The sequence below is a fragment of the Natrarchaeobaculum aegyptiacum genome (genome assembly GCF_002156705.1).
Lineage (GTDB): Archaea > Halobacteriota > Halobacteria > Halobacteriales > Natrialbaceae > Natrarchaeobaculum > Natrarchaeobaculum aegyptiacum.
Map to the genome: position 1 here is coordinate 3,682,594 of NZ_CP019893.1, position 22,298 is coordinate 3,704,891.

A 22,298-nucleotide genomic window follows, 5' to 3' on the forward strand; every position below is an offset into this window, starting at 1 on the left:
GACGCCGCGTTACTTCCGGTTCGATTCCGCCGAAGCCGCGTCACCAGCGTCGTCGCTGCCGACCCAGCGGTCCCAGAACGGGTTGAACGAGCCCTCGTCCTCGGTGATCCGACTCCATTCGGCGAGGCCACGTTCTTTCCGGGTCCCCGGAATCGTGTTGTCGAGGACGAGCGCAGCGAGTCCGCCGACGGCCATCCCGGTCGAGCCGATGATGAAGACCGTGTCGACGAGGGCGATCACCGCACCCTCGAGCCAGCCGTCGAGACCGATCGCCTCGACGGCCGCTGCATCGAGAACCGGTGCGAGCGTCGTCTCGAGTGCGACGGCGTCGCGGAACTCGAGGGTGGTCTCGAAGTTGCCCATGTAGGCGGGAACGGCGAGGCCAACGAACAGCGCGAAGCCGACGACGAAGACGTTTCGCGAGGACTCGAGGTCGACGTAGCGGAGGGTGCCGAGACCGACGGCGACGATCTGAGCGAACATGGCGATGAAGAGGCCGCCGACGATCGGGTCCGGGATCGTGGCGATCAACTGGCCGAAGGGACCGAAGAAACCGATGACGAGCATGACGACGGCCCCCACCTGGACGACGTATCGGGAGGCGACGCCGGTGAGACCGATCGCACCCACGTTCTCGGAGTACGACGTGGAGCCGCCGGTGCCCATGATCCCCGAGAAGACGTTCATCACCCCTTCCATCCCGATGCCGTGGTTGATCCGTCGCTCGCTGGGTGCCGCCGAGCCGGTGAGGTTCGCGACCGCGTAGTAGTCGCCGATGCTTTCGACGATCGAGGCGAGCACGCCAGCGAACATCCCGATGACGAACGCCGAGGTTACTTCGGGCGTTCCCCACTGAAGGGGGTGGATCGGCATCAGGAGCGACGCCTCGGTCACGTCACCGAGTGCGACGTATCCGGGGTGACCGTCACCGATGGTCCCAGTCACAGAGAGGACAGCAGCGACGACCCAGGCGATCCCGATCGCGAGGATCACCGGGTAGAGCTGAAACGCGCGGTGTTTGACGTCGAGGTACTGCGAGAACAGCAGAATGAGTCCGAGCGTGAGACCGAGCAGCAACCAGCTCTGGTCCGTCGTCGTAATCTGTGGCGCGTCGAACAGCGCCAGCCCGATGAGCGCGATGGTCGGCGCGATGACGACCGGCGAGAGGAACCGGCGAAGTCTCCCGACGAGACCGAGGTACCCCATCGCCACCTGAACGGTCGCGGCGACGATGATCGCGCCCTGCAACTGGACCAGTGCCGCTTGCCAGTCGGGTTGCCCCTGTACGCCACCGGCGGTCACGACCGCGATGATCGCCAGTGCAGGCGCGAGCATCGAGAACGGTGCCCCCTGAACGATCGGGTACCGGTTCCCGAACGTCGTCTGGGCGAGCGTCGCGATCCCCGAGACGACGAAGAAGGTCCCGATGAACTGCGCCGTCACCGCTGGATCCTCGGTCATCCCCATCGCGCCCGCGAGAATGAGCGGCACCGCGATGTTCGCCCCCACCATCGTCAGGTAGTGTTGCACGCCGAGCACTGCCGATTCGCCCAGCGGTGGTCGATCCTCGATTCCGTACTCGAGATCACCGACGTCCCCCTCGTCGGCTTCCGTCTCAGTTCCCATCGCTTCGCGGAGAAGAATAGCGTCCTGAAAGGCGTGTTGATCCCCACTGGGGGGCCCGTCCCTCACTGCTCGTCGGTCGCCCACGCTGCGGTTTCGCGGACTCGGTCGACAGACAGCGCCTCGAGTGCCACGCGTTCACCGTTCGTTTCGTCCGCGACGACGCCCGCAAGTCCCGCGCGGGAGTCAGCGCCCGCCTCGACGACGAGTACGCTCGCTCCGGTTCGCCCGAGTCGACGGGCCGCTCGTCGGGTCGCCTCGGTCGGACTCCCGTCGGCGACGTTCGCCCGCCCATCTGTGACGAGAACGACCACCGAGGCGTCGGACTCCGCGCGCTCGAGCACTTCCCGTGCGGTCTCGAGACCGGCCGGGAGCGGCGTCCGGTCACCAGAGGGGAGGTCCTTGAGGTGGCGGGCAGCGAGCGAGACGCTGTCGGTCGGCGGGAGCAGCACGTCGGCGTCTTCCCCGGCGAAAGCGACGAACGCGACGTCGTCGCGGTGTTCGTAGCTGTCCTGAAGCAACTCGAGGACGACGCCCTTCGCAGTGGCCATCGCGGGTCGCATCGACGCGCTGGCGTCGACCGCGAAGACGATCGTCACCGACGTCTCGCCGGCACGGACCGTCTGTCGGAGGTCTCGGGCCTCGGGGCGAGACCGGCCGCGAGTCGCGGCCGATCGCACCGACGCAGCGGCGTCGATCGGACCCTCGCCGGTCGCCTGTTCCGTCCGGACGCGCGCGCCGCGGTTGTCGACGTTCGGGGCAGTCCGTGCACGTGAACCACCGCTTCCGGTCGCGCTTCGAGCCTCGCCTTCGGGCCCCTCGAGCGCCGGTGCGGCGGCCTCTCCGGCGGCGACCACGTCGCCACGGCGCTGGCCAGGGACGAGTGGCTGGGCGTCGGTCTCGTCGTCCGGCCCGTCTTCCTCGCCTCCGTCGTCGTCCGATCCGTCTGCGCCGTCGGGTTCGTGGTCGGCCCCGCCCGTGTCGGCACCCGGTTCGCGTCCGGCGTCAGAACTGGCGGAGTCGACGCCGCCCCGTGAGGGATCCGTACCGCACCCCGAACGGTCGTCACCGCTCGAGTCGTCCCCGGTTTCAGGCCCCGAATCGGTACCCGTCTCGTCTCCCGATTCGTCGCCGGAGTGGGGCCGGTCGTCGGCCTCACTCGAGTCCTCGTCGGCCGAATCGGAGCCGTCGTCATCGGATTCTGCTCCGTCGCTGTCGGCCCCGGACTGGTCCTCACCGTCAGCATCGCCTGCCGCTTCGTCGTCGAATCGCTCGTCGAGTACGTCCTCGAGGTCGGGTTCGTCCTCGAACGGGGTCGAGCGCAAGCGGTGGGGAAGTGCGTACTCAGCGGCCTCGCGGACGTCCGGTTCGATCACCGTGGTTCGTCCCTCGAGCGCGGCCAGCGCCATCGCGGTCCGGGCGATCGCCACGTCGCCACGGTGGCCGTCGACGCCGGCGTCGATACAGAGCTCCGCGATTTCGGCCACGAACTCGTCGGGCAGGGAAACGCGGGAGAGACGATCGCGGGCCTGGAGAAGGTCCTCCCGGAGACGTTCGATCTCCTCAGCGTACTCCCGGTGTGGGTCTCCCTCGTCGCTCGTCCCGAGGACGCGCTCGAGAATCGTGACCCGTTCGTCGACGTCTCGGCTTCCCTCGACGGTGGCCTGGAGGGCGAAACGGTCGCGAAGCTGTGGGCGGAGGTCGCCTTCCTCGGGGTTCATCGTCCCGATCAGGGTGAACTCGGCCGGGTGGGAGACGCTGATTCCGTCCCGTTCGACGGTGTTGACACCGCTTGCGGCCGCGTCGAGGACGACGTCGACGAGGTGGTCCTCGAGAAGGTTCACCTCGTCGACGTAGAGGATGCCCCGGTGGGCCCGCGCGAGGAGACCGGGGTCGAAGTCGGCCTCACCGGCCAGGGCGTCCTCGACCGAGAGGGTGCCGACGACCCGGTCGCGCGTCGCGCCCAGCGGGAGCGTCACCAGCGGGACGGCACGGGTCTCGATCGGGAGGTCCGCGGCCGTTCGCTCACGGCACGACTCACACTGGAAACTGGGGTCGTCGGGTGCACAGCCATACGGACAGTCCGCCACGGCCCGCTGTTCGGGGAGGAGATCGACCAGTCCCCGGACGGCGGTCGACTTCGCGGTTCCCTTCTCGCCGACGATCAGCGCGCCGTCGAGGTCGTCGGTTACGGCAGTCGTGAGCAGGACTCGCTTCAGTTCTTCCTGCCCGACGATCGCCGGGAAGGGGAGTGACGACAGGTTTTTGTTCCCGCGCTTTGCAACCATGCTTGAGCTAATACAAGGGAGGTTTATAAAAGGCGATGACACGGATCGGAATCTACACCGCGACGGAGAACGAACTCGGATCGATCGGTCAGGCCGCCGAACGACTTCCGGACGCCGACCTGGTCGTCCGCTCGGAGAGCGATCTGGACGACGAGGCCGCCATCGAGGAGTTCGTCGAGGAATTGCGCGACGCCGCAGCCGCCATCTTCTGGCTGCACGGTGGCGAAGACAGCATGCCCGGTTACGACTACGCCACGGGCGCACTCGAGGAGGCGACCGTCCCGCTGGTCGTCAAGGCGACCGGCGACGCGTTCGCGTTCGAGGACACGACGGTCAGTGACGACCACCGCGACCAGGCGTACGAGTACCTCGAGAAAGGGGGGACGATCAACGTCGAGAACCTGTGTCGGTTCCTCGCGAGCGAGTACGACGACCGCGACCTCGAGTACGACGAGCCCGCCGCGCTCCCCACGGAGGGCGTCTACCACCCCGACCACCCCGGAATCGGGTACGAGGAACTGCTCGAGACCCACGACCCCGAGAAGCCGACGGTCGCGATCTGGTTCTACGAATCCCACTGGACACACGAGAATACGAGGTACGTCGACGCACAGGTGCGCGCACTCGAGGAGCAGGGGGCGAATTCCCTCCCGATCTTCTGTAACCCCGCCACGGACACGGAAGAGCAAGAGGACGCCGAGTGGGTGACAGACAACTGGTTGATCGACGACGAGGGACAGCCGGTCGTCGACGCCGTGCTCTCCTCGTTCATGTTCTCCCTGTCGATGGACGAACGCGGCCGCTCGGCGAGCGACGAGGGCCAGAGCGCCGAAGACGTCTTCCTCGACCGCCTCGGCGTCCCGGTGATCCAGACGATCACGACGATGCGCTCGCGGTCGCGCTACGAGTCGAGCGACACAGGCGTGATGGGATTCGAACTCGCCCTCTCGGTCGCCCTGCCGGAGTTCGATGGGAACGTCATCACACACCCGATTTCCGGGAAAGAACGCACCGACGACGAGGGAGGGATCGGCTCCGCGCCGAAACACCACTTCCCGATCGAGGACCGGATCGACCACGCGACCCGGCTCGCGGTCAACTGGGCAAACCTGCGTCACACCCCGAACGAGGAGAAGAACGTGGCCGTCGTCCTCCACAACTACCCGCCGAGCGACGACGGCATCGGGACTGCGTTCGGCCTCGACAGTCCCGAGTCGACCGTCAACCTGCTCTCCGAACTCGAGGGTCGCAATTACGACCTCGGCGGCCAGATGCCCGAGGACGGCCAAACACTCGTCGAGACGCTCACCTCGCAACTGACCCTCGAGGACCGCTGGGTCGCCCCCGAGGACGTCCGCGACCTCTCTGTCGACGTCGTCTCTACCGAGCAGTACGCGGCGTGGTTCGCCGAGACCGACGAGCGGTTCCAGAAGAACGTCGTCGAGGAGTGGGGCGAGGTTCCAGACAGGCCGTTCGCCATTCCAGGAACCCAGTTCGGTAACGTCCTCGTCACCGTCCAGCCGCCACGCGGGTTCGGGATGGACCCCTCGAAGGTCTACCACGACTCGGACCTCCAGCCGCCCCACGACTACTACGCGTTCTACGGCTGGCTGCGCAACGAGTTCGAGGCCGACGCCGTCGTCCATCTGGGGACTCACGGCAGCCTCGAGTGGCTCCCCGGCAAGACGGTCGGCCTGAACGGCGAGAGTGCCCCGGACCAGCTGGTCGACGACCTCCCGAACGTCTATCCCTACATCGTGAACAACCCGGGTGAGGGGACCCAGGCCAAGCGGCGCTCCTATGCAGCGATCGTCGACTACCTGACCCCCGTGATGCGCTCGGCGGGAACCTACGACGAACTCGCGGACCTCGAGGAACTCGCCAATCAGTACCGTGAAGCGGGTATGGAAGACGCCCGTGCGGACGATGGTGCACAGCTCGAGACGCTGATTCGCGAGAAAGTCGACGAGATGGACCTGGCGGTCGAACTGGGCGTCGAGGGCACCATCGACGAGAGGGCGGACGTCCGTGGCCCCGAGGAAGCGGGGTCGACCCTCGCGGAAGGCGATGTCGAGGGCGAGGACCTCGCGATCGACGACCTCGTCGAGCGCATCCACGAGTACCTCACGGACGTCAAGACGACCCAGATCCGGCTGGGGCTGCATACGATGTCCGAACCGCCGAAAGGCGAACGACTCGTCGAGTACCTCGTCGCGCTCACCCGTCTCGAGAACCCCGGCGCACCGAGCCTGCGTGAGAGCGTTGCGGGCGCGCTGGGCGTCGACTACGAGACGATGCTGAACGCGCCTGGCGAGTACGACGCGGATCTCGGGATGACCTACGCCGAGGCCGCCGACGTCGTCTACGAGACGAGTCTCGAGCTGATCGAGACGCTCGCCGAACACGACTTCGACGTCCCCGTCTCCGAACTCGAGGGTGGGCCCGAGGACGAGGTCAATATCAACCTCCTGATCGTCGACCTCGGGCCGGTCGGTGACGCGAAGGCGAAGCCGGGTGCCCACGACGACCTCCGGAAGGCCCTCGCGTACGTCTGTGAGGAGGCCCAGCCGCGCGTGCAGGGTGCCGAAGACGAGATTCCGCGGACCGCAGAAGCGTTGTCGGGCGAGTACGTGCCGCCGGGCGGCTCCGGCGCGCCGACCCGCGGTGGCGTCGACCTGCTGCCGACCGCGCGGAACTTCTACACGCTCGATCCGCGGAAGGTACCCGCCAAGCCGGCGTGGCAGGTCGGCAAGGAAGTCGCGGAGGGCGTCCTCGAGCGTCACCATACTGAAAACGGCGAGTACCCCGAGGAGATCGGCGTCGTCGCGTGGGGGACCCCCACGGTGCGCACCCGCGGAGAGACCATCGCTCAGGTGCTCGCGATGATGGGCGTCGAACCGCAGTGGACCGACGCCGGCCGGATCGACGACGTCGAACCGATCCCACTCGAGGACCTGGGCCGACCCCGGATCGACGTTACGACGCGCGTCTCCGGGCTGTTCCGCGACGCGTTCCCGGCTGCCGCAGGCGTGATCCACGACGCCGTCGACGCCGTGGTCGACCTCGACGAGCCCCACGAGATGAACTACGTGAAGAAACACGTCGAGGCGGAAGCCGAACAGTTGCAAGACGAGGAGGGCCTCGACGAGTCAGACGCCTGGACGGCCGCGAAACACCGCGTGTTCACCACGAAACCCGGCGGCTACGGTGCCGGAACGAACAAGGCCGTCGACGAAGGCAACTGGGACGATCGCTCCGATCTCGCGAGCGTCTACGTCCAGTGGGGTGGCTACGCGATGGGGTCGAGAGGACGCGTCTCCGACGCTCACGCCTCCTTCGAGCGCCGACTTTCCAGTGTGGACGCCACCGTCAAGCTCGAGGATACGATGGAACAGGACGAGTTCGACTCCTCTGACTGGTACGCGTTCCACGGCGGGTTCATCTCCGCCGTCGCGGAAGTCTCGGGCGAGGAACCGGCTTCCTACGTGGGCGACTCCTCGGATCCAGACAACGTCGACGTCTACACGAACGAAGAGAAGGTCCGCAAGGCCATGCGCGCACGCGTGCTCAATCCCGACTGGCTCGAGTCCATGGAAGAGCACGGCTACAAGGGCGCGGGCGACCTCTCGACCACGGTCGACGTCACTCTCGGCTGGGACGCGACGACTGGCGTCGTGAGCGATACCCTGTGGGAGGAAGTCGCCGAGAAGTTCGCCTTCGACGACGACCGCCAGGCGTGGATGCGCGACGTGAACCCGTGGGCACTCGAGTCGATCACCGACACGCTGCTCGAGGCGATCGATCGGGACCTCTGGGACGCAGACGACGAGACGGTCGACCGCCTGCGCGACCTGAACCTCGAGGTCGAGGGTGATCTCGAGGCGCGCACGACGAACGAGGCCGTCGGCGCGGGGGTGAGTACCGATGACTGACGACGGCACGCTCGAGGGCCGAGCGAAGATCGATGGGAACGCAGTCGACGATCGACTGGTACCCGACGGTGGGACGGAGTACGACCGCGAGTACGCCGACCTCGGCGCGACGACCCAGGAGGCGATGGACATCGCCGAGACGAGCATGGACATCGTCCGGCAGTTCGTGCCCGACGAGACGCTTGCCGATCGAGTCCGACAGAAGGCCGTCCACTCGATGGGCGACATCGAGTTCCAGCACCTGATCCGCTTTACCGGCGAAGACGACCTCGGCGACGACGAAGATGCGCCGGTCCGGGCGGGCGCGAAAGCCGTCCTCGCAGAGGCGAACGTCGTCACAGACATCACGATGGCTCAGGCGGGAATCACCGGTCGGGGTCACGACTGTGAGAAACACAAGGCGATCGGCCACGGGGCCGAACTCGCGGCGGAAACGGGCATGACTCGCACCGCCGCGGGCGTCCTCGAGCTGGACAAACGGGGCGTCTACGACGGGTCGATCGCGACGGTCGGCAACGCGCCGACGGCCGCCTTCGCACTCGCCGACTGTATCGAGAACGGCACTCGACCGGCAGTGGTCGTCGCCACCCCGGTTGGGTTCGTCAAGGCAGAAGAGAGTCGCCAGCGAATCCGCGAGGTGAGCGAGGCTTACGGCGTGCCCGCGATCACGAACGTTGGGAGACGCGGTGGTAGCGGACTCGCTGCCGCGTTGACGAACGAGCTGATCCACGTCGCCAAAGACGTTCGGACGGGCGACCTCGAACTCGAGCGCACGGCTGAAGAGCGGAGCGCCGACGAGGTGGAATCGTGAGCGACGAGTACGACCTCGACAGCGGTCCCGATCCGGCAACGTTTGCGGCCGCCGAATCAGAGCCAGACGTCGACGAATCGATAGCCGACCCCGTTTACGCCGTCGGCGTCGGCCCGGGCAATCAGGAGTACCTCACCCCACGCGGCCGGCGAGCGATCGAAGAGGCCGACGTCGTCGTCGGCTTCACGACCGTCGTCGAGTTCGTCGCCGACCTGACCGACGCCGACCTGTTGACCTGCGGCTACGCCGACGAGGCCGAGGCGCTCGAGGCCTTCACCGAACGCGTGGCCGACGGCGAATCGGGGACGGCCGTCGCGATGGGCGACCCGAACCACTCGGGCTACCAGTTCGTCGGGAAGGTCCAGCAGGCAGTCCAGTCAGTCGACCCCAGTACGCCCGTTCGCGTTATCCCCGGCATCTCCTCGTTGCAGGTGGCCGCCAGTCGCGCCCGAACGCCGATGGAAGACACCGAGTTCGTCACACTCCACAAGAGCGGCGACCTCGAGGGCGATATGGATCGCCTCGCGACGGCCGTCGTCGAGGACCGCCGGCACGCGCTCGTCCTCCCGCGACCGTACGACCGGATGCCGGGCGACCTCGCCGCCGTCCTGCTCGAGCGCGGCGCGCCGGCCGACCTCGAGGCGCTGGTGCTCGAGAAGCTGACCCACGACGAGGAGACGGTCCACCGGTTTACCCTCGAGACGCTCGCAGAGCACGCAGGCGGCGACGGGAGAGAAGAGACGCCGTTTTCGGATCTGGTGGTCCTCGCCGTCCGGCAGCCGGTCGCACCGAGTTAGGCGCTGCTGGCGTTAGGAGTCGCTCTGGCGCTCGCGCAACACCGTCCCGACCGTCTTCGAGACTTCCTCGAGGGCGACCGAGTGGGTCTTTCGAAGGTCACCCTCCTGCGCGTCGTCGAGATGCTGGAGGGCTTCACGAAGGTGGCGTTCGACGTCTGGTTCGCCATCATCGGTCATAGTGATCTCACCTAGGAGACTCGCGCGGGAAAGTCCATCGCCGTCACGAGAGTGGCGGTCACGCTGGCAACCCTCGTCGGCAGGTCGATAGCCCGGGTGACGCCGCTCGACAGTGGTGTGCGATCGTCACTCGCGTCCGAGTATAATATGTGCAGTTAAGTAGCGCGGCGGCGGTCGTTCACCTAATGGGCTACTATGCGGGCGTCGACCTCGGTGCGACGAACGTCCGGGCGATCGTGGCCGACGGCGATGGGACGACGATCGGCACGAGTCGTAACCGGACACCGCGCGGACCGACCGGGATCGACGTCACCGAGGGCGTCCTCGAGACTCTCCGGGAAGCCTGCGCGGCCGCAGGGATTACACCGGACGAGATCGAGGCTGCCGGAATTGGCTCGATCGGACCGTTCGACCTCGCGGAGGGGGCGGTAATCGACCCGGCGAACCTTCCGGACTCGATCGACCGGATCCCGCTGACGGGACCGATCGAGAAACTGATCGACAGCGACGAGGTCTACCTTCACAACGACACCAACGCGGGCGTCATCGGCGAGCGGTTCCACGCCGATCGAAACCCCGACGACATGGTCTACATCACCATCTCCTCCGGGATCGGGGCCGGCGTCTGCTGTGACGGTGAGATCCTCGACGGCTGGGACGGCAACGCCGGCGAAGTCGGCCACTGCGTCGTCGATCCCACCGGCCGACTCACCTGCGGCTGCGGGCGCGACGGCCACTGGGAGGCGTACTGCTCCGGAAACGCCATCCCTGACTACGCGCGCCTGCTCGCCGACGACGATCCGACGATCGATACCGACCTCCCGCTCGACGGTCCCGAATTTTCCGCCAAGGACGTCTTCGAGCTCGCGGGCGACGACGAACTCGCAGACTACGTGATCGACCAGCTCGCCCACTGGAACGCGATCGGCGTCACCAACGTGATCCACTCGTTCTCGCCGATCGTCGTCTCCTTCGGCGGGGCCGTCGCCCTCCACAACGAGGAACTCGTCGTCGACCCGATCCGCGAGCGCGTCTCCGAGATGGTGATGACGAACGTGCCCCAAATTCGCGTCACCGACCTCGGTGACGACGTCGTCGTCGAGGGTGCACTCGCCAGCGCCCTCACCGGCGGAACGGGTGACCGGCGACAGCTCTGATCGGTGTTCACAACACACCGAATCCTGGTGATATCTTCCGTCCTGAGCGTCAGTATCGGTGATCGATCGGTCCTCGTTATTTGAGCCTCGAGTGCGTTGGTTTACCATGGCAGAAGACTCGAAGCGAATCACCGGCGGTTTCCTCACGCTCGTCGTGGGACTCCTCATCGTACTTGCTGGCGTCTTCCTCGGAGGAAACCTCGTGGTCATGGCCGTCGGCGGCCTCGTCGGTCTCCTGGGTGTCAGCGCGCTGGCCCTCGGGGCGTTCGCCCTCGAGGCCGAGAACGGCTCACACCACGACTCGAGTTCGTCTGGAAGCCAGCACTGACCACCACGGCCACCGGGTCGATCCACCTCGAGACCAGTCTATCCCGGTCGTTCCTGACGAATTCGCCCGCGCGACGCAATATATTCCCCGTTCGAGCACCAAGCGTGTGGTATGACAGAAGCCGACACCGAGGCCACGCTCCGGGAGCGTGTCGAGACGTGGCTCAGTCGCGAGATGCCGATCATCCAGATGCACGGCGGGACGAGCGCCGTCCGAGAAGCAGACCCCGAGACGGGCGAAGTGATCATCGAACTCGGCGGCGGCTGTGCCGGCTGCTCCGTCAGTGACGTCACGACCGGCAACATCGAAGCCGCCCTCCTCGAGTGGCCCGACGTCGACGACGTGACCGTTCGCGTTCCCGACCCACGCGAGAGTCTCGGTGGCCCAGAACAGGCCGAATCGATCATGGGCATCGACCGAACCGAAGGCGGTCGAGGCGACTGGGGGTCGTCGAATCCCGGAAAAGACCACCTCTAGGCGCGGGTGAAAGCAGCCGACAGGACCACTGTTCGGATCGCAGGCAGGATGTGGGTCGCTCCCAGTGACAGCCGACTTTGGGAACTCCTATATGTAGTCAGGCGCGAAACTGGAAGTCGTATACCATGACGACGCGTGGACGTCCGCGACACGGAGGTGACGGCGATGGGTAACGAACCTGCCGAAGGGGACGAACCCGAGACAGACGGCGGCGTCCGTGCCTATACCGTTCGCCTCGAGCTCGTCGACGAACCCGGTGAGCTACTGCGCGCGCTCGAGCCAATCGCCGACAGCGGCGGCAACCTGCTGTCGATCCACCACGAGCGCGGTAACATCACCCCTCGCGGACACATCCCCGTCGAAGTCGACCTCGAGTGTCCGCCAGAGCGGTTCGACGACGTCGTCGAGGCGCTTCGGAAGGCCGGGGTCAACGTGATCCAGGCCGGTGCAGAACGCTACGGCGAGGAAATGAACGTCGTGCTGGTCGGCGATATCGTCGAGAACGACCTCTCGGGAACGCTCACCCGGATCGAAACCGATGCTGAGGCCGTCGTCCGGGACCTCTCGCTGTCGGCACCCGACGGGACCGGAGCGACCTCGAGCGCCCGCGTCCGCCTCGCGATCGACTCCGGCGACGCCCAAGCGGTCCTCGCCGCGATTCGATCCATCGGCGACGACAAAGACCTGACGGTCGTCGAACCGCTGCTTGGAGGTGAGGCCTGATGCGACTCGCCATCCTCGGTGCCGGCGCAGTCGGCCGATCGGTCGCCGACCTCGCCAGCGAGTACGGCCACGATGTCGTCGCTGTCGCCGACTCACAGAGTGCTGCAGTCGACGCCGACGGACTCGATACCGATGCCGTCCTCGAGCGCAAAGCCGGTGGCGACGCCGTCGGCACTGGCGACCTCGAAGACGTCTTCGAGACCGATTACGACGTCCTCGTCGAGGCGACGCCCACCACGCTCGATGACGCCGAACCCGGCTTCTCACACGTCGAACGGGCGCTCACGGACGACCGCCACGTCGTCCTCGCGAACAAGGGGCCCGTCGCCGAACGGTACGAGGATCTGCGCGCGCTCGAGGCAGAGAGTGCGGGCTCGGTGCGCTTCGAGGCGACCGTCGGCGGCGCGATTCCGGTGCTCTCGACGATCGAAGACGAGACGCCACAGGCCGTCACCGCCGTCCGCGGCGTTCTCAACGGCACGGCGAACTTCATCCTCACGCGCATGGCTGCCGAAGGACTCGACTACGAACACGTCCTCGCGGAAGCTCAGGACCTCGGCGTCGCCGAGGCCGATCCCACGTTCGACGTCGACGGAACCGACGCCGCGCTCAAGTTCGTCATCCTGGCGAACGTGCTGGCCGACGGCGGCTTCTCGCTCGAGGACGCCACCGTCGAGGGCATTCAAAACATCCCGGGGAGTGCCCTCGACCTCGCCGCCGAAGACGGCCGGACGATTCGGCTCATCGGTGAAGCGACCCGCGACTCCGTCCGCGTCGGCCCGCGACTCGTCCCCGAGAACAGCGCCCTCGCCGTCACGGGCACGCGAAACATCGTCCAGTTCGAAACTCGCCACGCCGGGTCGCTCGCCTCGAGCGGTCGCGGTGCAGGTGGTCCGGAGACGGCGACGGCGGTCCTGTCGGACGTCGGCCGGTTACCGCGACGGTAGCCCGTCACCCTACTCGAGGTCGTCGGTGGCCGATTCGTCGTTTTCGTTCTCAATACCACGTAAATTTTTATGCAGAATTGTCATAGATTCTACTCCCGATGGTCTCACCGACGTCGCTGCTCCCGCTCGCGTACGTCTGCGGTGGGCTCGTTCCACTCGTCCTGGTACCGCACACGCTGCGCCACTGGGAGAAACCGGGGAGCACCGGCTTGCTCGTCGCGCTCGGGGGACTCACGATCTGGTCGATCGCCTACGGGCTCGCGGTCACGACATCGGCGTACGGCCAGGTACTCGTCCTCGGCTCGATCGTGATTCTCGGCAGTCAACTCGCCGCGGTCGGCTACCTCTTCGTCGCCCTCGAGTACACGGATGCCGTCGAACTGGGTCGGGTGCTCGTCGGCGGGTTCACCGCCTTCGTCCTCCTCGTCTTCGTCGTCTCGGTGACCGATCCCGCTCACGGACTCCTCTGGGGGGAGACTGACCGTCCCGTTGTCGACACGACCGCGAGCCAGCCCCTCGCGACGGGAACGATCCTGTTCACGATGGCTATCGGGGCCGTCGCCGTCCTCGTGCTGGTTGTCGACACGGTGACGGCCACGGGTGCCCAGCGGACGCAAAGCCTCGCGCTCGTCGGTGCGGGGTTGCCGACGCTCGCGATCAGCGTCGCCGACGTCTACGTGATCGACGCGTACGTCCACTCACTGCTCCCGTTCGGCGTCCTCACGAGCGTCGTCGCCCTCTGGTGGGCGCTGTTCCGGGCGGACTTTCTCGAGGTCGTCCCGATCGGTCGGAAACGGATCGTCGAAGAGATGGACGACGCGGCCGTCGTGATCGACTGCGATGGACGCGTCGTCGAGTGTAACCCGGCCGCCCGAACGCTCACAGGGGTCGCCGACACGGACGCGGGAACGCCTGCCGAAGAGTTCTTCGCCGAGTTCACAGACGCCGTCGATCAGCTCACCGACCAGCAGTCTGTCGAGACCGAAATTTCGATCGATTGTGACGGAAACCGACGTACCTTCCACCGCAAGACCTCGCCACTCGAAGAATCACGAACTGACAGGTCAGCCGGACGGTTGATCGTCCTCCGCGAGATCACCGAGTTGAAGCGCCGCGAACGCGAACTCGAGCGGCGGGAATCAGAACTCGAATTCCTCCAGCAACTGCTCTCGCGGGTCCTCAGACACAACGTTCGTAACGACCTCTCGGTAGTTCGTGGCTACGCGTCGATGATCGAAGACGAGACCGACGGCACCGTTGCAGACAGGGCCGCGACCATCGTCGACAAGAGCGACGGACTCCTCGAGACGAGCAAGAAGGCGTGGGCGATGCAGCGAATCGTCGAATCCGACTGCGAGGCAGAACCGCTCGACCTCGCACAGACCGTGCGAAGCCTCGTCGACGAATACCGCTCGGCGCACGCACGCGCGAGAATCGCCTTCGACGTGCCGGACCGATGCCTCGTCGTGGTCGACCCCCAGCTCGAACGAGCGATCGACGCACTCCTGGAGAACGCACTGATCCACCACGACGGGACCAGCCCCACCGTCGCCGTCCGACTCGAGGCAGTCGACGGACGCGTGGTCGTGACGATCGAGGACGACGGACCGGGGATTCCTGACGACGAACTGGCCGTACTCGACCGAGGTGAAGAGACGCCGCTTCACCACACGAGCGGGGTCGGCCTCTGGATGGCTCACTGGATCGTCGAGCGATCTGCGGCCTCGATCGACTTCGAGAGCGACCCCGGTGGCACGACGGTCAGCATCACCGTTCCAGCCGATCGGACCCACTGGACCGATCGGAACGGTCAGAACGTCGACGCCCGTCACGTCGATTCCGCGGGCGTCCCAGACCCCCGGTTCGTGTGAGCGCTGTGCCGACGGCTGATTCGGTCGCGTCGTGACCGAAGCGAATCGACGCAAATCGTGTGTCTGAGACACAAACCGCAAGCGGGCGTCGGGTTCGGTAGAACGCGGTTTCGAAATGGTTTTAACCGCAACGGGACAAAGGAACCGATATAAGCGCCTTTGCGCGTGAGCTACAACAATGAGCGACAAACCACACCAGAACCTGGCCATCATCGGCCACGTCGACCACGGGAAGAGTACGCTCGTGGGACGACTCCTCTACGAGACGGGGAGCGTACCCGAGCACGTCATCGAGCAGCACCGTGAGGAAGCCGAAGAGAAGGGGAAAGGCGGCTTCGAGTTCGCCTACGTCATGGACAACCTCGCCGAAGAGCGAGAGCGTGGTGTCACCATCGACATCGCCCACCAGGAATTCGACACCGACGATTACCACTTCACCATCGTCGACTGTCCGGGCCACCGTGACTTCGTCAAGAACATGATCACTGGCGCGAGCCAGGCCGACAACGCCGTCCTCGTCGTCGCGGCAGACGACGGTGTCGCTCCCCAGACACAGGAGCACGTCTTCCTCGCCCGCACCCTGGGCATTGACGAGCTCATCATCGGCATCAACAAGATGGACGTCGTCGACTACAAGGAAGACTCCTACAACGACGTCATCGACGAAGTCTCCCAGCTGCTCAAGCAGGTTCAGTTCAACACCGAGGACGCCTCGTTCATCCCGATCTCGGCGTTCGAGGGCGACAACATCGCCGAGGCCTCCGACAACACCGACTGGTACGACGGCGAGATCCTCCTCGAGGCACTGAACGACCTGCCGGAACCGGAGCCACCGACGGACGCCTCGCTCCGACTCCCGATCCAGGACGTCTACACCATCTCCGGGATCGGTACCGTCCCGGTCGGCCGCATCGAGACCGGCGTCATGAACGTCGGCGACGACGTCTCCTTCCAGCCCAGCGACGTGGGCGGCGAGGTCAAGACGATCGAGATGCACCACGAAGAGGTGCCCCAGGCCGAACCCGGCGACAACGTCGGGTTCAACGTCCGTGGCATCGGCAAAGACGACATCCGCCGCGGTGACGTCTGTGGCCCCGCCGACGACCCACCGAAGGTCGCAGAGACCTTCCAGGCACAGGTCGTCGTCATGCAGCACCCCAGCGTGATCACCGCCGGCTACACGCCAGTCTTCCACGCCCACACGGCACAGGTCGCCTGTACGATCGAATCCATCGACAAGAAGATGGATCCCGCAAGCGGCGAAGTCGCCGAGGAGAACCCCGACTACATCCAGTCGGGCGACGCTGCTGTGGTCACCATCCGACCGCAGAAGCCCCTCAGCATCGAGCCGTCCAGCGAGATCCCCGAGCTCGGGAGCTTCGCCATCCGCGACATGGGTCAGACCATCGCGGCCGGCAAGGTCCTCGAGGTCAACGAGAAATAAATGCAGCAGGCACGCGTTCGACTCGCGGGCACCAGCCCAGACGACTTAGACGACATCTGCGACGACGTCCGCGAGATTGCGAACAACACCGGCGTCAACCTCAGCGGTCCGATTCCGCTGCCGACGAAGACCCTCGAGGTGCCGACCCGGAAGTCGCCTGACGGCGAAGGCACCGCGACGTGGGAGCACTGGGAGATGCGCGTCCACAAGCGCCTGATCGACCTGGACGCCGACGAACGCGCACTCCGACAGCTCATGCGCATCCAGGTGCCAAACGACGTCTCGATCGAGATCGTCCTCGAAGATTAACGGACGACGTCGAGACCACGCGTACACTCTCAATCGCAACCGAATTGCAATCCTCCCGTTTTCTCACACCCACGAGCGACTGCGCTCTCTCGAGGCCGTCGAGGGGGGCCATCCAACCGTCGCCGGGACTTTTGTCGCTCGCCGTCGAACGTCAGCTATGTCGATCCGATCGCGATCGGATTCCGCAGCTTCCTCGAGCCCCAACTCGAGTTCGCCGCCGGGTTCGGCGAGCCCCATTCTCGAGTTGCTGGTCGTCTTCGCCGTCGTGTTCGTCCTCTATCAGGCCGCCCGATTCGTTGGGCTCTTTGCCGGGTTGTTCGTCCTCACACCGCCCGTCTCGAACAACCCGCTCTCGATCGTCACGAACATCTACGCCCACACGGATCTCACACACCTCCTCTCGAACAGCCTCGCGCTCGTCGTCTTCGGCTGGCCGGTCGCCCAGGCGACGACCAGGGTTCGCTTTCACGCCTTTTTCCTTGCTACGGGCGCGCTGGCGGGCATCTCACAGGTCGTCCTCTCGAGCGTGCTGGCGACGATGCCGGTCGTCGGTGCCACGGCGACCGCCGTCCTCGGGGCCAGTGGGGCAGTGTTCGCACTGCTCGGATACCTGGTCGCCTCGAACCGACTCTCGGTGAGCCTCGCGTCGTTCGTCGACGTCCCCCGGTGGGTAACGATCCTCGTCTTCGTCGGGCTGGCCACCGCCGTTACACTCGCGACGGCAGCCCCCGGCGTCGCACTCGTTGCCCACTTCACCGGCCTGCTCCTCGGGCTGATCGCCGGCCGAGCCCGAATTCTCGCGGTCGGATCGGGACGTGGCTCGAAACAGCCAGCCACCTGATCTCGAGCGCGAACGGCTCGAGCGCGTGCGCTCGTCTCACGCGTTGCAGTCGAAACACAAGGTACAAGTAGAAACCGCGGGTAGAATTGTTCGAGGGCTCGTAGATCAGCGGTAGATCGCTTCCTTCGCAAGGAAGAGGCCCTGGGTTCAAATCCCAGCGAGTCCATGCCGATACGGCCGTTTCTCGAAGTGTTCCGTTAACTGCCTCGAGAGCGACCGAACCTGAATTTTGCGCTGAGAAGTGTACCGTACAAACCCCCGCTGAGAACCGAAGGACGAACGAATCCGAATCCGCCCCGACGCCGTATTGCGGTTTCCCCGAAGGAAATCAGGGGTGGTTGGCGTGAGTTCATCATTTGGTAGACAGGTAAGTTCCAATACCTGTCAGCATTGTGGTGCTCATGTCACCGAGCAATTCGCCCGCGTCTTCGGTGACGATCGCGACCGCGCCCACCGCTGCGGGGAGTGCGACAGCTACGCTCGTCTGAGCCGGGGGTCCGCCGCCGGGCTCGAGGTGTCAGTACCGGACCCGGAAACGTCGCCGGGCCGCCACGGGGGTGTTCCCGATGCGTAAGGCGGTGTTCGTCCGGGCGAGCGAACTGTACGACGTCTCGAGCGGGACGCCCATCGCTCACCCGGCCCAACAGGCGACCGACGCCGAGGTCCGACAAGCTATCAACGGGGGTGAACGGGCGTGAGCGATGACGAAACCCGCTGGTGGGGGAAACCTCTCGACGCTCGCGTTTACCACGTTTTCGAGGGCGAGCACCCGCTCGCGAAGTCGCTGTGTGGAAGCTGGAGTATGGGCTACGTCGGCGGTGAGCCCGAGGTCGATCCAGAGAGCGACACCTACCGCGAAGGGGAGGACTGTAAGGCCAGCAGTCGGAAAGCTGGTGTTCTCGCCGGTGAGAACGAATGATAAGCGCCTTCCCGTACATCGGTGGGAAGACGCGCCTTGCGCGGTGGGTCATCCGACACCTGCCGCCGCACACGGCCTACGTCGAGCCGTTCGGCGGTTCAGCTGCGGTCTTGCTGAACAAACCCCGGAGTGACGTCGAGATCTTCAACGATCTGGATAGCGACGTCGTGACGTTCTTTCGGGTCGCCAGAGAGCGGCCTGAAGAATTGGCGGAGTGGTGCCGCTACGTGCCATTTTCCGAGCAGTTGCACGACGAATGGGCTGACGAGTTCTTTGCCGGTGAGCGCCCGAACGACGAGATTGAGCACGCCGGGAAGTGGCTGTTCCTCCGGTACAGCCAGTACGCGGGGAAGGTGAGCCGGAAGAGCGGGTTCAAGCGCGAGAGCCCGCACGACGACAAGGGATCGAGGAACGCCCGCAACTGGGTGAACGCGCCCGAGCGCATCGAGGAGGTGGCCGACCGCTTCCGTGGAGTCTCGGTCGTCAACGAGGACTTCGCGGCCGTCGTCGAGCGCTACGACTCGCCGGAAACGGTGTTCTACCTCGATCCGCCCTACTGGGAGAAAGAGCACTTCTACCGCGAGCAGGCCGATCATGCAACGCTCGAGGAGACGCTTCGCGGGATCGAGGGCTTCGCGCTGGTCTCATACACGGATCTGCCACCGGGACTGTACGACGACCCCGAGTGGACCGTCGTCGAACGGACGGCCACGCACTCAGCTGCGGGCAACGGGAAAACGGCGACCGAGCGGCTGGTGTTGAACTTCGAGCCGTCGACGGATCGCGAGTTTACCCAGCACCGGCTCACGGACCTGTCGACGCATGGGCAGGCCCGAACCGACGGAGGTGGCGCATGACGGTCTACACCTGCCGAATCTGTGGGTTTGAGAGCGAATCACCGGTCGGAATCGTCTCACACGCGACGAAGCACAAGAACCGCTTCGAGTCGCTGGTGGGCCGCCCGCCAGAGGACTACGACGAGGTGGTAGCTCTCTTGGGGTCACAGCCGACCCTCTTCGCGCCCTACGGGAGCGACCAGACGACGCTCACGGACCACCGCACGGACGCAGGAGGTGACCAGCGGTGAGCTACGTCTGTCAGTGCGGAGCCACCGTCTCGACCACGCTGGCGACGTTCAACGCCGCACAGCGGCCGGTTTGTCCTTACTGCGATACCGACCTTGGAGGTGACCGACGGTGACCGACTGCGCCGAGTGTGGGTCAACGGTGCAGCGCGAGACGGTCGCCGTCTACGTCCCGCCCAGCGGTGACGTTGCGTACACGCTGTGTGTGGCCTGTCAGACGGCCTATCCGCGAGACCGTCAGTATTCGCCGAGGAACCTACCAAAGCGGTCGCAGGCCCCGATCCCCGGAGGTGAGTCAGGTTGACTCGAGTCGTCGAATCGACCGAGTGCGACCGGTGTGAGGAGGCCGTCCCGGCGACGAGTCGCCTCTGTCCGGCCTGCGCGAAAGAAGCCCGCCGTGCTCGAGGTGGTCCGCTGTGAGCCGATCGACGTCCACGGTTCACTGTCCGGTCTGTGACGAACAGAGCGAGCAGTCTTACCGCTGTTCGGTCTGTGGGGCCGATCTCGTCGGTCGAGCGAGCGCGAGCGAGGAGGGAGGGCGATAGCCCATGCCGGACCTGTCTGCCTTCGGTATCGAGCCGCAGGACCCGCCAGCGGCCGCCGAGAGCGACGACGATGACGAGGAGCCGTCGGTTCAGTGGCCAGAGTGCGTCGACTGTGGCTACGTGGGCCGGGAGGTCACGGGCCGACTCAACCAGTCGGTCCCGCTCTGTACGGCCTGTTTCGCCGACCGGGAGGGGTTACTGTGAGCGCTCAGCGGTTCCTCCGGTTTCAGTGCCACGAGTTCGACGCCCACTTTCACGTAGTCCGTGAGGGGCTGAAACCCTACTACGCGCTCACGGACGTCCGAAAGTCCCACGACTGGGGTGCCGAGGGGAAGCCGACGGCGACCGGCCAGAGCGGTGGCGAGACGTGGTACTTCTGTCTCGACTACGACAACCAGCCGGTCGTTCCGTGGGCAGACCCGTCCTACCGCCTCGAGACGGCCTACCTCTACCGGATCTATTTCGTCTGTGCGGATTCGCTCTACGACGGCGAACGCGCCGATCGAAGCGACCGCGTGAAGGGCGGGACGCTCACGTTCCGGCCGCGCTGGCCGGACATGAAGCGCCGGAAGAAGGCCGACGGTGACGGCGACGGCGAGTGGACCGGTCCGATCACCGACGTTGAGGGATACATGGACCTGGGCGTTCCCTACCTCGACGTCCAGGTGCAGGGGTCGAACATCGACTTCAGCCGCTATCCCGACCTCCTGGCCGAGGCGGCCGCCGCGTTCGGCATCCCCCGCCGGTACCTCGACACCTTCCACCACACGAGCAACGTGGTCGACGCCGCCGTCTACGCCCGCGTTCGCCGGCAGGAGTCCGGCCCGATCCACGCACCGGACGGACCAATCGCCCGGATTCACCAGCTGCTCGAGAGCGACCGATCGGGCTACCGCAAGCACGTCGAGGACAACCGCGACCGGCCGGGCGATTACGTGACGACGGTGATCGACGACGGCCGCGCCGGGAAGCTGATTCGCGGCCACCGGGTCGGGAAAGAGGTGAAACACTACTACATGAAGGACCCGGACACCTACAGCCCCGACCAGTTCGGCTGGCATCCAAAGCTCGAGGTGAGCTACCAGACCAGCGTTACCGACGAAACGGTCTACTGGGACCGTGACGACGGGGACCTCGACCTCGACGACCTCCGGCGAGAACTCGAGGAGACGTTGGTAAATATCCTCGAGTGGGCCGGGCTCGACGTCACGGGTGGCGACCAGTACCACGAGGATGCGTATTTCGACCCGGAGGAGCGGGAACGCCGCTCGCTGAAGCTGGTCGACTGTCCGCTGCCGGAGATCGAGAGCGAGCAAGAGGCGGCCGTGATGCGGCTGTGGGGCGACATGAACCCGTCGGACCGTGCCGTCGTCGACCACCTGCTCACCGACGGTGGCGAGGTATCGCCCCAGGAGACGGCCGACGAGACCGGTTACTGTTACGACACCGTGCTTCGGGCCGTCGATCGGCTCGAGCAGTTCGTTGAGCACACCTACGGGCAACTCTCGATCAAGAGCGAGTTTGCCGCCCAGGAGATGCTGAAGCGCGTCCACGCGGCTGAAGAACAGTTCCGCACGTCGATCGGGGCAACAGTCATGCAGGCGGCCGACGACGCTCAGGAGATCTCGACAGAAGCCCTCGAGCGGTGGAAACGCACCTACGACGCCGGGATTGACCGCACTCGCGAAGACTGCCGGGCGTTGCTGAAACCGCGCGTGACGGCCGTCGACCGGCAGCAGGCGAAGAACATCGCCCGCGAAGCGTACACGGCAGTCTGCGAGGCGTTCGGGACGCACCACGGCGTTCACATCCGAATCGAACTCGCGGACGGGAGCGTGGTTCGCTGGCGCGATCTCCAGACCCAGCCGTTCGCCGGGCAGGCGATCGACCAGGAGGCCAAGCGGGCCAACTGTCCGACCCGACAGCGACTCGAGGAGGAACGAAAGCAGGTGCCCCGCTGGCGGAAGCGAACCGGGATCGGCCGGTAGCACGGACCTGCTGAGTGGCAACACTGTTCTTCTGACT

General features: G+C 65.8%; 23 protein-coding genes and 1 tRNA gene. 21 read left to right on the forward strand and 3 right to left on the reverse strand.

Going from position 1 to position 22,298, the window contains the following annotated elements:
* Positions 1 to 9: 9 nt before the first annotated feature.
* Together B1756_RS17725 and B1756_RS17730 are read right to left on the reverse strand one after the other, a co-directional pair.
* The gene (locus B1756_RS17725; RefSeq protein WP_086889754.1) at positions 10 to 1,626 is read right to left on the reverse strand and encodes a uracil-xanthine permease family protein; all 1,617 of its coding nucleotides are present in this window, start codon (positions 1,624 to 1,626) and stop codon (positions 10 to 12) included.
* 62 nt (positions 1,627 to 1,688) lie between these two features.
* Positions 1,689 to 3,911 (reverse strand): VWA domain-containing protein, encoded by a 2,223-nt coding sequence (locus B1756_RS17730; RefSeq protein WP_086889755.1) that lies wholly within the window; start codon positions 3,909 to 3,911, stop codon positions 1,689 to 1,691.
* 35 nt (positions 3,912 to 3,946) lie between these two features.
* Here B1756_RS17730 and cobN point away from each other — a divergent pair, with 35 nt between their 5' ends.
* The 3 genes from cobN to B1756_RS17745 all read left to right on the forward strand — a co-directional run bounded on the left by cobN (position 3,947) and on the right by B1756_RS17745 (position 9,451).
* Positions 3,947 to 7,843: a cobaltochelatase subunit CobN gene (gene cobN, locus B1756_RS17735; RefSeq protein ID WP_086889756.1), complete on the forward strand. Its 3,897-nt coding sequence runs from the start codon at positions 3,947 to 3,949 to the stop codon at positions 7,841 to 7,843.
* Between the two features lie 124 nt (positions 7,844 to 7,967).
* Positions 7,968 to 8,654 carry a precorrin-8X methylmutase gene (locus B1756_RS17740; RefSeq protein ID WP_228434631.1) on the forward strand — a complete coding sequence of 229 codons (687 nt, stop codon included), beginning with the start codon at positions 7,968 to 7,970 and terminating at the stop codon, positions 8,652 to 8,654.
* The gene (locus tag B1756_RS17745; RefSeq protein WP_086889758.1) at positions 8,651 to 9,451 is read left to right on the forward strand and encodes a cobalt-precorrin-7 (C(5))-methyltransferase; all 801 of its coding nucleotides are present in this window, start codon (positions 8,651 to 8,653) and stop codon (positions 9,449 to 9,451) included. Before B1756_RS17740 ends, B1756_RS17745 begins: the two co-directional genes overlap by 4 nt.
* Positions 9,452 to 9,463: 12 nt before the next feature.
* On the opposite strand, the gene B1756_RS19740 is transcribed toward B1756_RS17745, so the two are convergent.
* Positions 9,464 to 9,628: a hypothetical protein gene (locus tag B1756_RS19740; protein ID WP_186336480.1), complete on the reverse strand. Its 165-nt coding sequence runs from the start codon at positions 9,626 to 9,628 to the stop codon at positions 9,464 to 9,466.
* Positions 9,629 to 9,813: 185 nt separating this feature from the next.
* Between B1756_RS19740 and B1756_RS17750 the strand changes: the two genes are divergently transcribed.
* The 18 genes from B1756_RS17750 (at position 9,814) to B1756_RS17825 (ending at position 22,261) form a co-directional block, all read left to right on the forward strand.
* A complete protein-coding gene (locus B1756_RS17750) occupies positions 9,814 to 10,785 on the forward strand; it encodes an ROK family protein (protein ID WP_086889759.1) in 972 nt (323 codons plus the stop codon).
* Positions 10,786 to 10,891: 106 nt separating this feature from the next.
* Complete coding sequence (locus B1756_RS17755) at positions 10,892 to 11,113, forward strand: hypothetical protein (protein ID WP_086889760.1); 222 nt, start codon at positions 10,892 to 10,894, stop codon at positions 11,111 to 11,113.
* Between the two features lie 111 nt (positions 11,114 to 11,224).
* Positions 11,225 to 11,590: a NifU family protein gene (locus B1756_RS17760; protein ID WP_086889761.1), complete on the forward strand. Its 366-nt coding sequence runs from the start codon at positions 11,225 to 11,227 to the stop codon at positions 11,588 to 11,590.
* A gap of 165 nt (positions 11,591 to 11,755) precedes the next feature.
* Positions 11,756 to 12,313, forward strand: a complete 558-nt coding sequence (locus B1756_RS17765) for an amino acid-binding protein (RefSeq protein ID WP_186336481.1) — start codon at positions 11,756 to 11,758, stop codon at positions 12,311 to 12,313.
* Entirely contained in the window at positions 12,313 to 13,260 is a 948-nt protein-coding gene (locus B1756_RS17770) for a homoserine dehydrogenase (protein ID WP_086889763.1), read from the forward strand. The genes B1756_RS17765 and B1756_RS17770 overlap by 1 nt, the downstream gene beginning before the upstream one ends.
* Positions 13,261 to 13,358: 98 nt before the next feature.
* Positions 13,359 to 15,131, forward strand: coding sequence for a histidine kinase N-terminal 7TM domain-containing protein (locus B1756_RS17775; RefSeq protein ID WP_086889764.1), 1,773 nt, complete (start codon positions 13,359 to 13,361; stop codon positions 15,129 to 15,131).
* Positions 15,132 to 15,309: 178 nt separating this feature from the next.
* On the forward strand, positions 15,310 to 16,575 hold the full coding sequence (tuf, locus tag B1756_RS17780; RefSeq protein ID WP_086889765.1) for a translation elongation factor EF-1 subunit alpha: 1,266 nt from the start codon (positions 15,310 to 15,312) through the stop codon (positions 16,573 to 16,575).
* On the forward strand, positions 16,576 to 16,884 hold the full coding sequence (gene rpsJ, locus B1756_RS17785) for a 30S ribosomal protein S10 (protein ID WP_004215311.1): 309 nt from the start codon (positions 16,576 to 16,578) through the stop codon (positions 16,882 to 16,884).
* A gap of 157 nt (positions 16,885 to 17,041) precedes the next feature.
* Positions 17,042 to 17,725 carry a rhomboid family intramembrane serine protease gene (locus B1756_RS17790; RefSeq protein ID WP_086889766.1) on the forward strand — a complete coding sequence of 228 codons (684 nt, stop codon included), beginning with the start codon at positions 17,042 to 17,044 and terminating at the stop codon, positions 17,723 to 17,725.
* Positions 17,726 to 17,819: 94 nt separating this feature from the next.
* Positions 17,820 to 17,891, forward strand: a tRNA-Ala gene (locus B1756_RS17795).
* A gap of 168 nt (positions 17,892 to 18,059) precedes the next feature.
* Entirely contained in the window at positions 18,060 to 18,299 is a 240-nt protein-coding gene (locus B1756_RS19990; RefSeq protein ID WP_086889767.1) for a DUF7563 family protein, read from the forward strand.
* The gene (locus tag B1756_RS20105; RefSeq protein WP_267128203.1) at positions 18,292 to 18,423 is read left to right on the forward strand and encodes a hypothetical protein; all 132 of its coding nucleotides are present in this window, start codon (positions 18,292 to 18,294) and stop codon (positions 18,421 to 18,423) included. The genes B1756_RS19990 and B1756_RS20105 overlap by 8 nt, the downstream gene beginning before the upstream one ends.
* Positions 18,420 to 18,644 carry a hypothetical protein gene (locus B1756_RS17805; protein ID WP_086889768.1) on the forward strand — a complete coding sequence of 75 codons (225 nt, stop codon included), beginning with the start codon at positions 18,420 to 18,422 and terminating at the stop codon, positions 18,642 to 18,644. Before B1756_RS20105 ends, B1756_RS17805 begins: the two co-directional genes overlap by 4 nt.
* Complete coding sequence (locus tag B1756_RS17810) at positions 18,641 to 19,501, forward strand: DNA adenine methylase (RefSeq protein ID WP_086889769.1); 861 nt, start codon at positions 18,641 to 18,643, stop codon at positions 19,499 to 19,501. Before B1756_RS17805 ends, B1756_RS17810 begins: the two co-directional genes overlap by 4 nt.
* On the forward strand, positions 19,498 to 19,731 hold the full coding sequence (locus B1756_RS17815; RefSeq protein ID WP_086889770.1) for a hypothetical protein: 234 nt from the start codon (positions 19,498 to 19,500) through the stop codon (positions 19,729 to 19,731). Before B1756_RS17810 ends, B1756_RS17815 begins: the two co-directional genes overlap by 4 nt.
* 413 nt (positions 19,732 to 20,144) lie before the next feature.
* Positions 20,145 to 20,273 carry a transposase gene (locus B1756_RS20110; RefSeq protein ID WP_120649709.1) on the forward strand — a complete coding sequence of 43 codons (129 nt, stop codon included), beginning with the start codon at positions 20,145 to 20,147 and terminating at the stop codon, positions 20,271 to 20,273.
* A 3-nt stretch (positions 20,274 to 20,276) separates the two neighbouring features.
* Positions 20,277 to 20,477: a hypothetical protein gene (locus tag B1756_RS17820; protein WP_086889771.1), complete on the forward strand. Its 201-nt coding sequence runs from the start codon at positions 20,277 to 20,279 to the stop codon at positions 20,475 to 20,477.
* A complete protein-coding gene (locus tag B1756_RS17825) occupies positions 20,474 to 22,261 on the forward strand; it encodes a DUF7845 domain-containing protein (protein ID WP_086889772.1) in 1,788 nt (595 codons plus the stop codon). Before B1756_RS17820 ends, B1756_RS17825 begins: the two co-directional genes overlap by 4 nt.
* Positions 22,262 to 22,298 lie beyond the last annotated feature (37 nt).

Coding starts and splice junctions, on each gene's coding strand:
- B1756_RS17750 (WP_086889759.1), top strand. CDS start 9,814: ATGGGCTACTATGCGGGCGTCGACCTCGGTGCGACGAACGTCCGGGCG.
- B1756_RS17810 (WP_086889769.1), top strand. CDS start 18,641: ATGATAAGCGCCTTCCCGTACATCGGTGGGAAGACGCGCCTTGCGCGG.
- B1756_RS17730 (WP_086889755.1), bottom strand. CDS start 3,911: ATGGTTGCAAAGCGCGGGAACAAAAACCTGTCGTCACTCCCCTTCCCG.
- B1756_RS17775 (WP_086889764.1), top strand. CDS start 13,359: ATGGTCTCACCGACGTCGCTGCTCCCGCTCGCGTACGTCTGCGGTGGG.
- rpsJ (WP_004215311.1), top strand. CDS start 16,576: ATGCAGCAGGCACGCGTTCGACTCGCGGGCACCAGCCCAGACGACTTA.
- B1756_RS19740 (WP_186336480.1), bottom strand. CDS start 9,628: ATGACCGATGATGGCGAACCAGACGTCGAACGCCACCTTCGTGAAGCC.
- B1756_RS17790 (WP_086889766.1), top strand. CDS start 17,042: ATGTCGATCCGATCGCGATCGGATTCCGCAGCTTCCTCGAGCCCCAAC.
- B1756_RS17725 (WP_086889754.1), bottom strand. CDS start 1,626: ATGGGAACTGAGACGGAAGCCGACGAGGGGGACGTCGGTGATCTCGAG.
- B1756_RS17815 (WP_086889770.1), top strand. CDS start 19,498: ATGACGGTCTACACCTGCCGAATCTGTGGGTTTGAGAGCGAATCACCG.
- B1756_RS17820 (WP_086889771.1), top strand. CDS start 20,277: ATGCCGGACCTGTCTGCCTTCGGTATCGAGCCGCAGGACCCGCCAGCG.
- cobN (WP_086889756.1), top strand. CDS start 3,947: ATGACACGGATCGGAATCTACACCGCGACGGAGAACGAACTCGGATCG.
- tuf (WP_086889765.1), top strand. CDS start 15,310: ATGAGCGACAAACCACACCAGAACCTGGCCATCATCGGCCACGTCGAC.
- B1756_RS17760 (WP_086889761.1), top strand. CDS start 11,225: ATGACAGAAGCCGACACCGAGGCCACGCTCCGGGAGCGTGTCGAGACG.
- B1756_RS20105 (WP_267128203.1), top strand. CDS start 18,292: ATGCGTAAGGCGGTGTTCGTCCGGGCGAGCGAACTGTACGACGTCTCG.
- B1756_RS17740 (WP_228434631.1), top strand. CDS start 7,968: ATGGACATCGCCGAGACGAGCATGGACATCGTCCGGCAGTTCGTGCCC.
- B1756_RS17765 (WP_186336481.1), top strand. CDS start 11,756: ATGGGTAACGAACCTGCCGAAGGGGACGAACCCGAGACAGACGGCGGC.
- B1756_RS17770 (WP_086889763.1), top strand. CDS start 12,313: ATGCGACTCGCCATCCTCGGTGCCGGCGCAGTCGGCCGATCGGTCGCC.
- B1756_RS17755 (WP_086889760.1), top strand. CDS start 10,892: ATGGCAGAAGACTCGAAGCGAATCACCGGCGGTTTCCTCACGCTCGTC.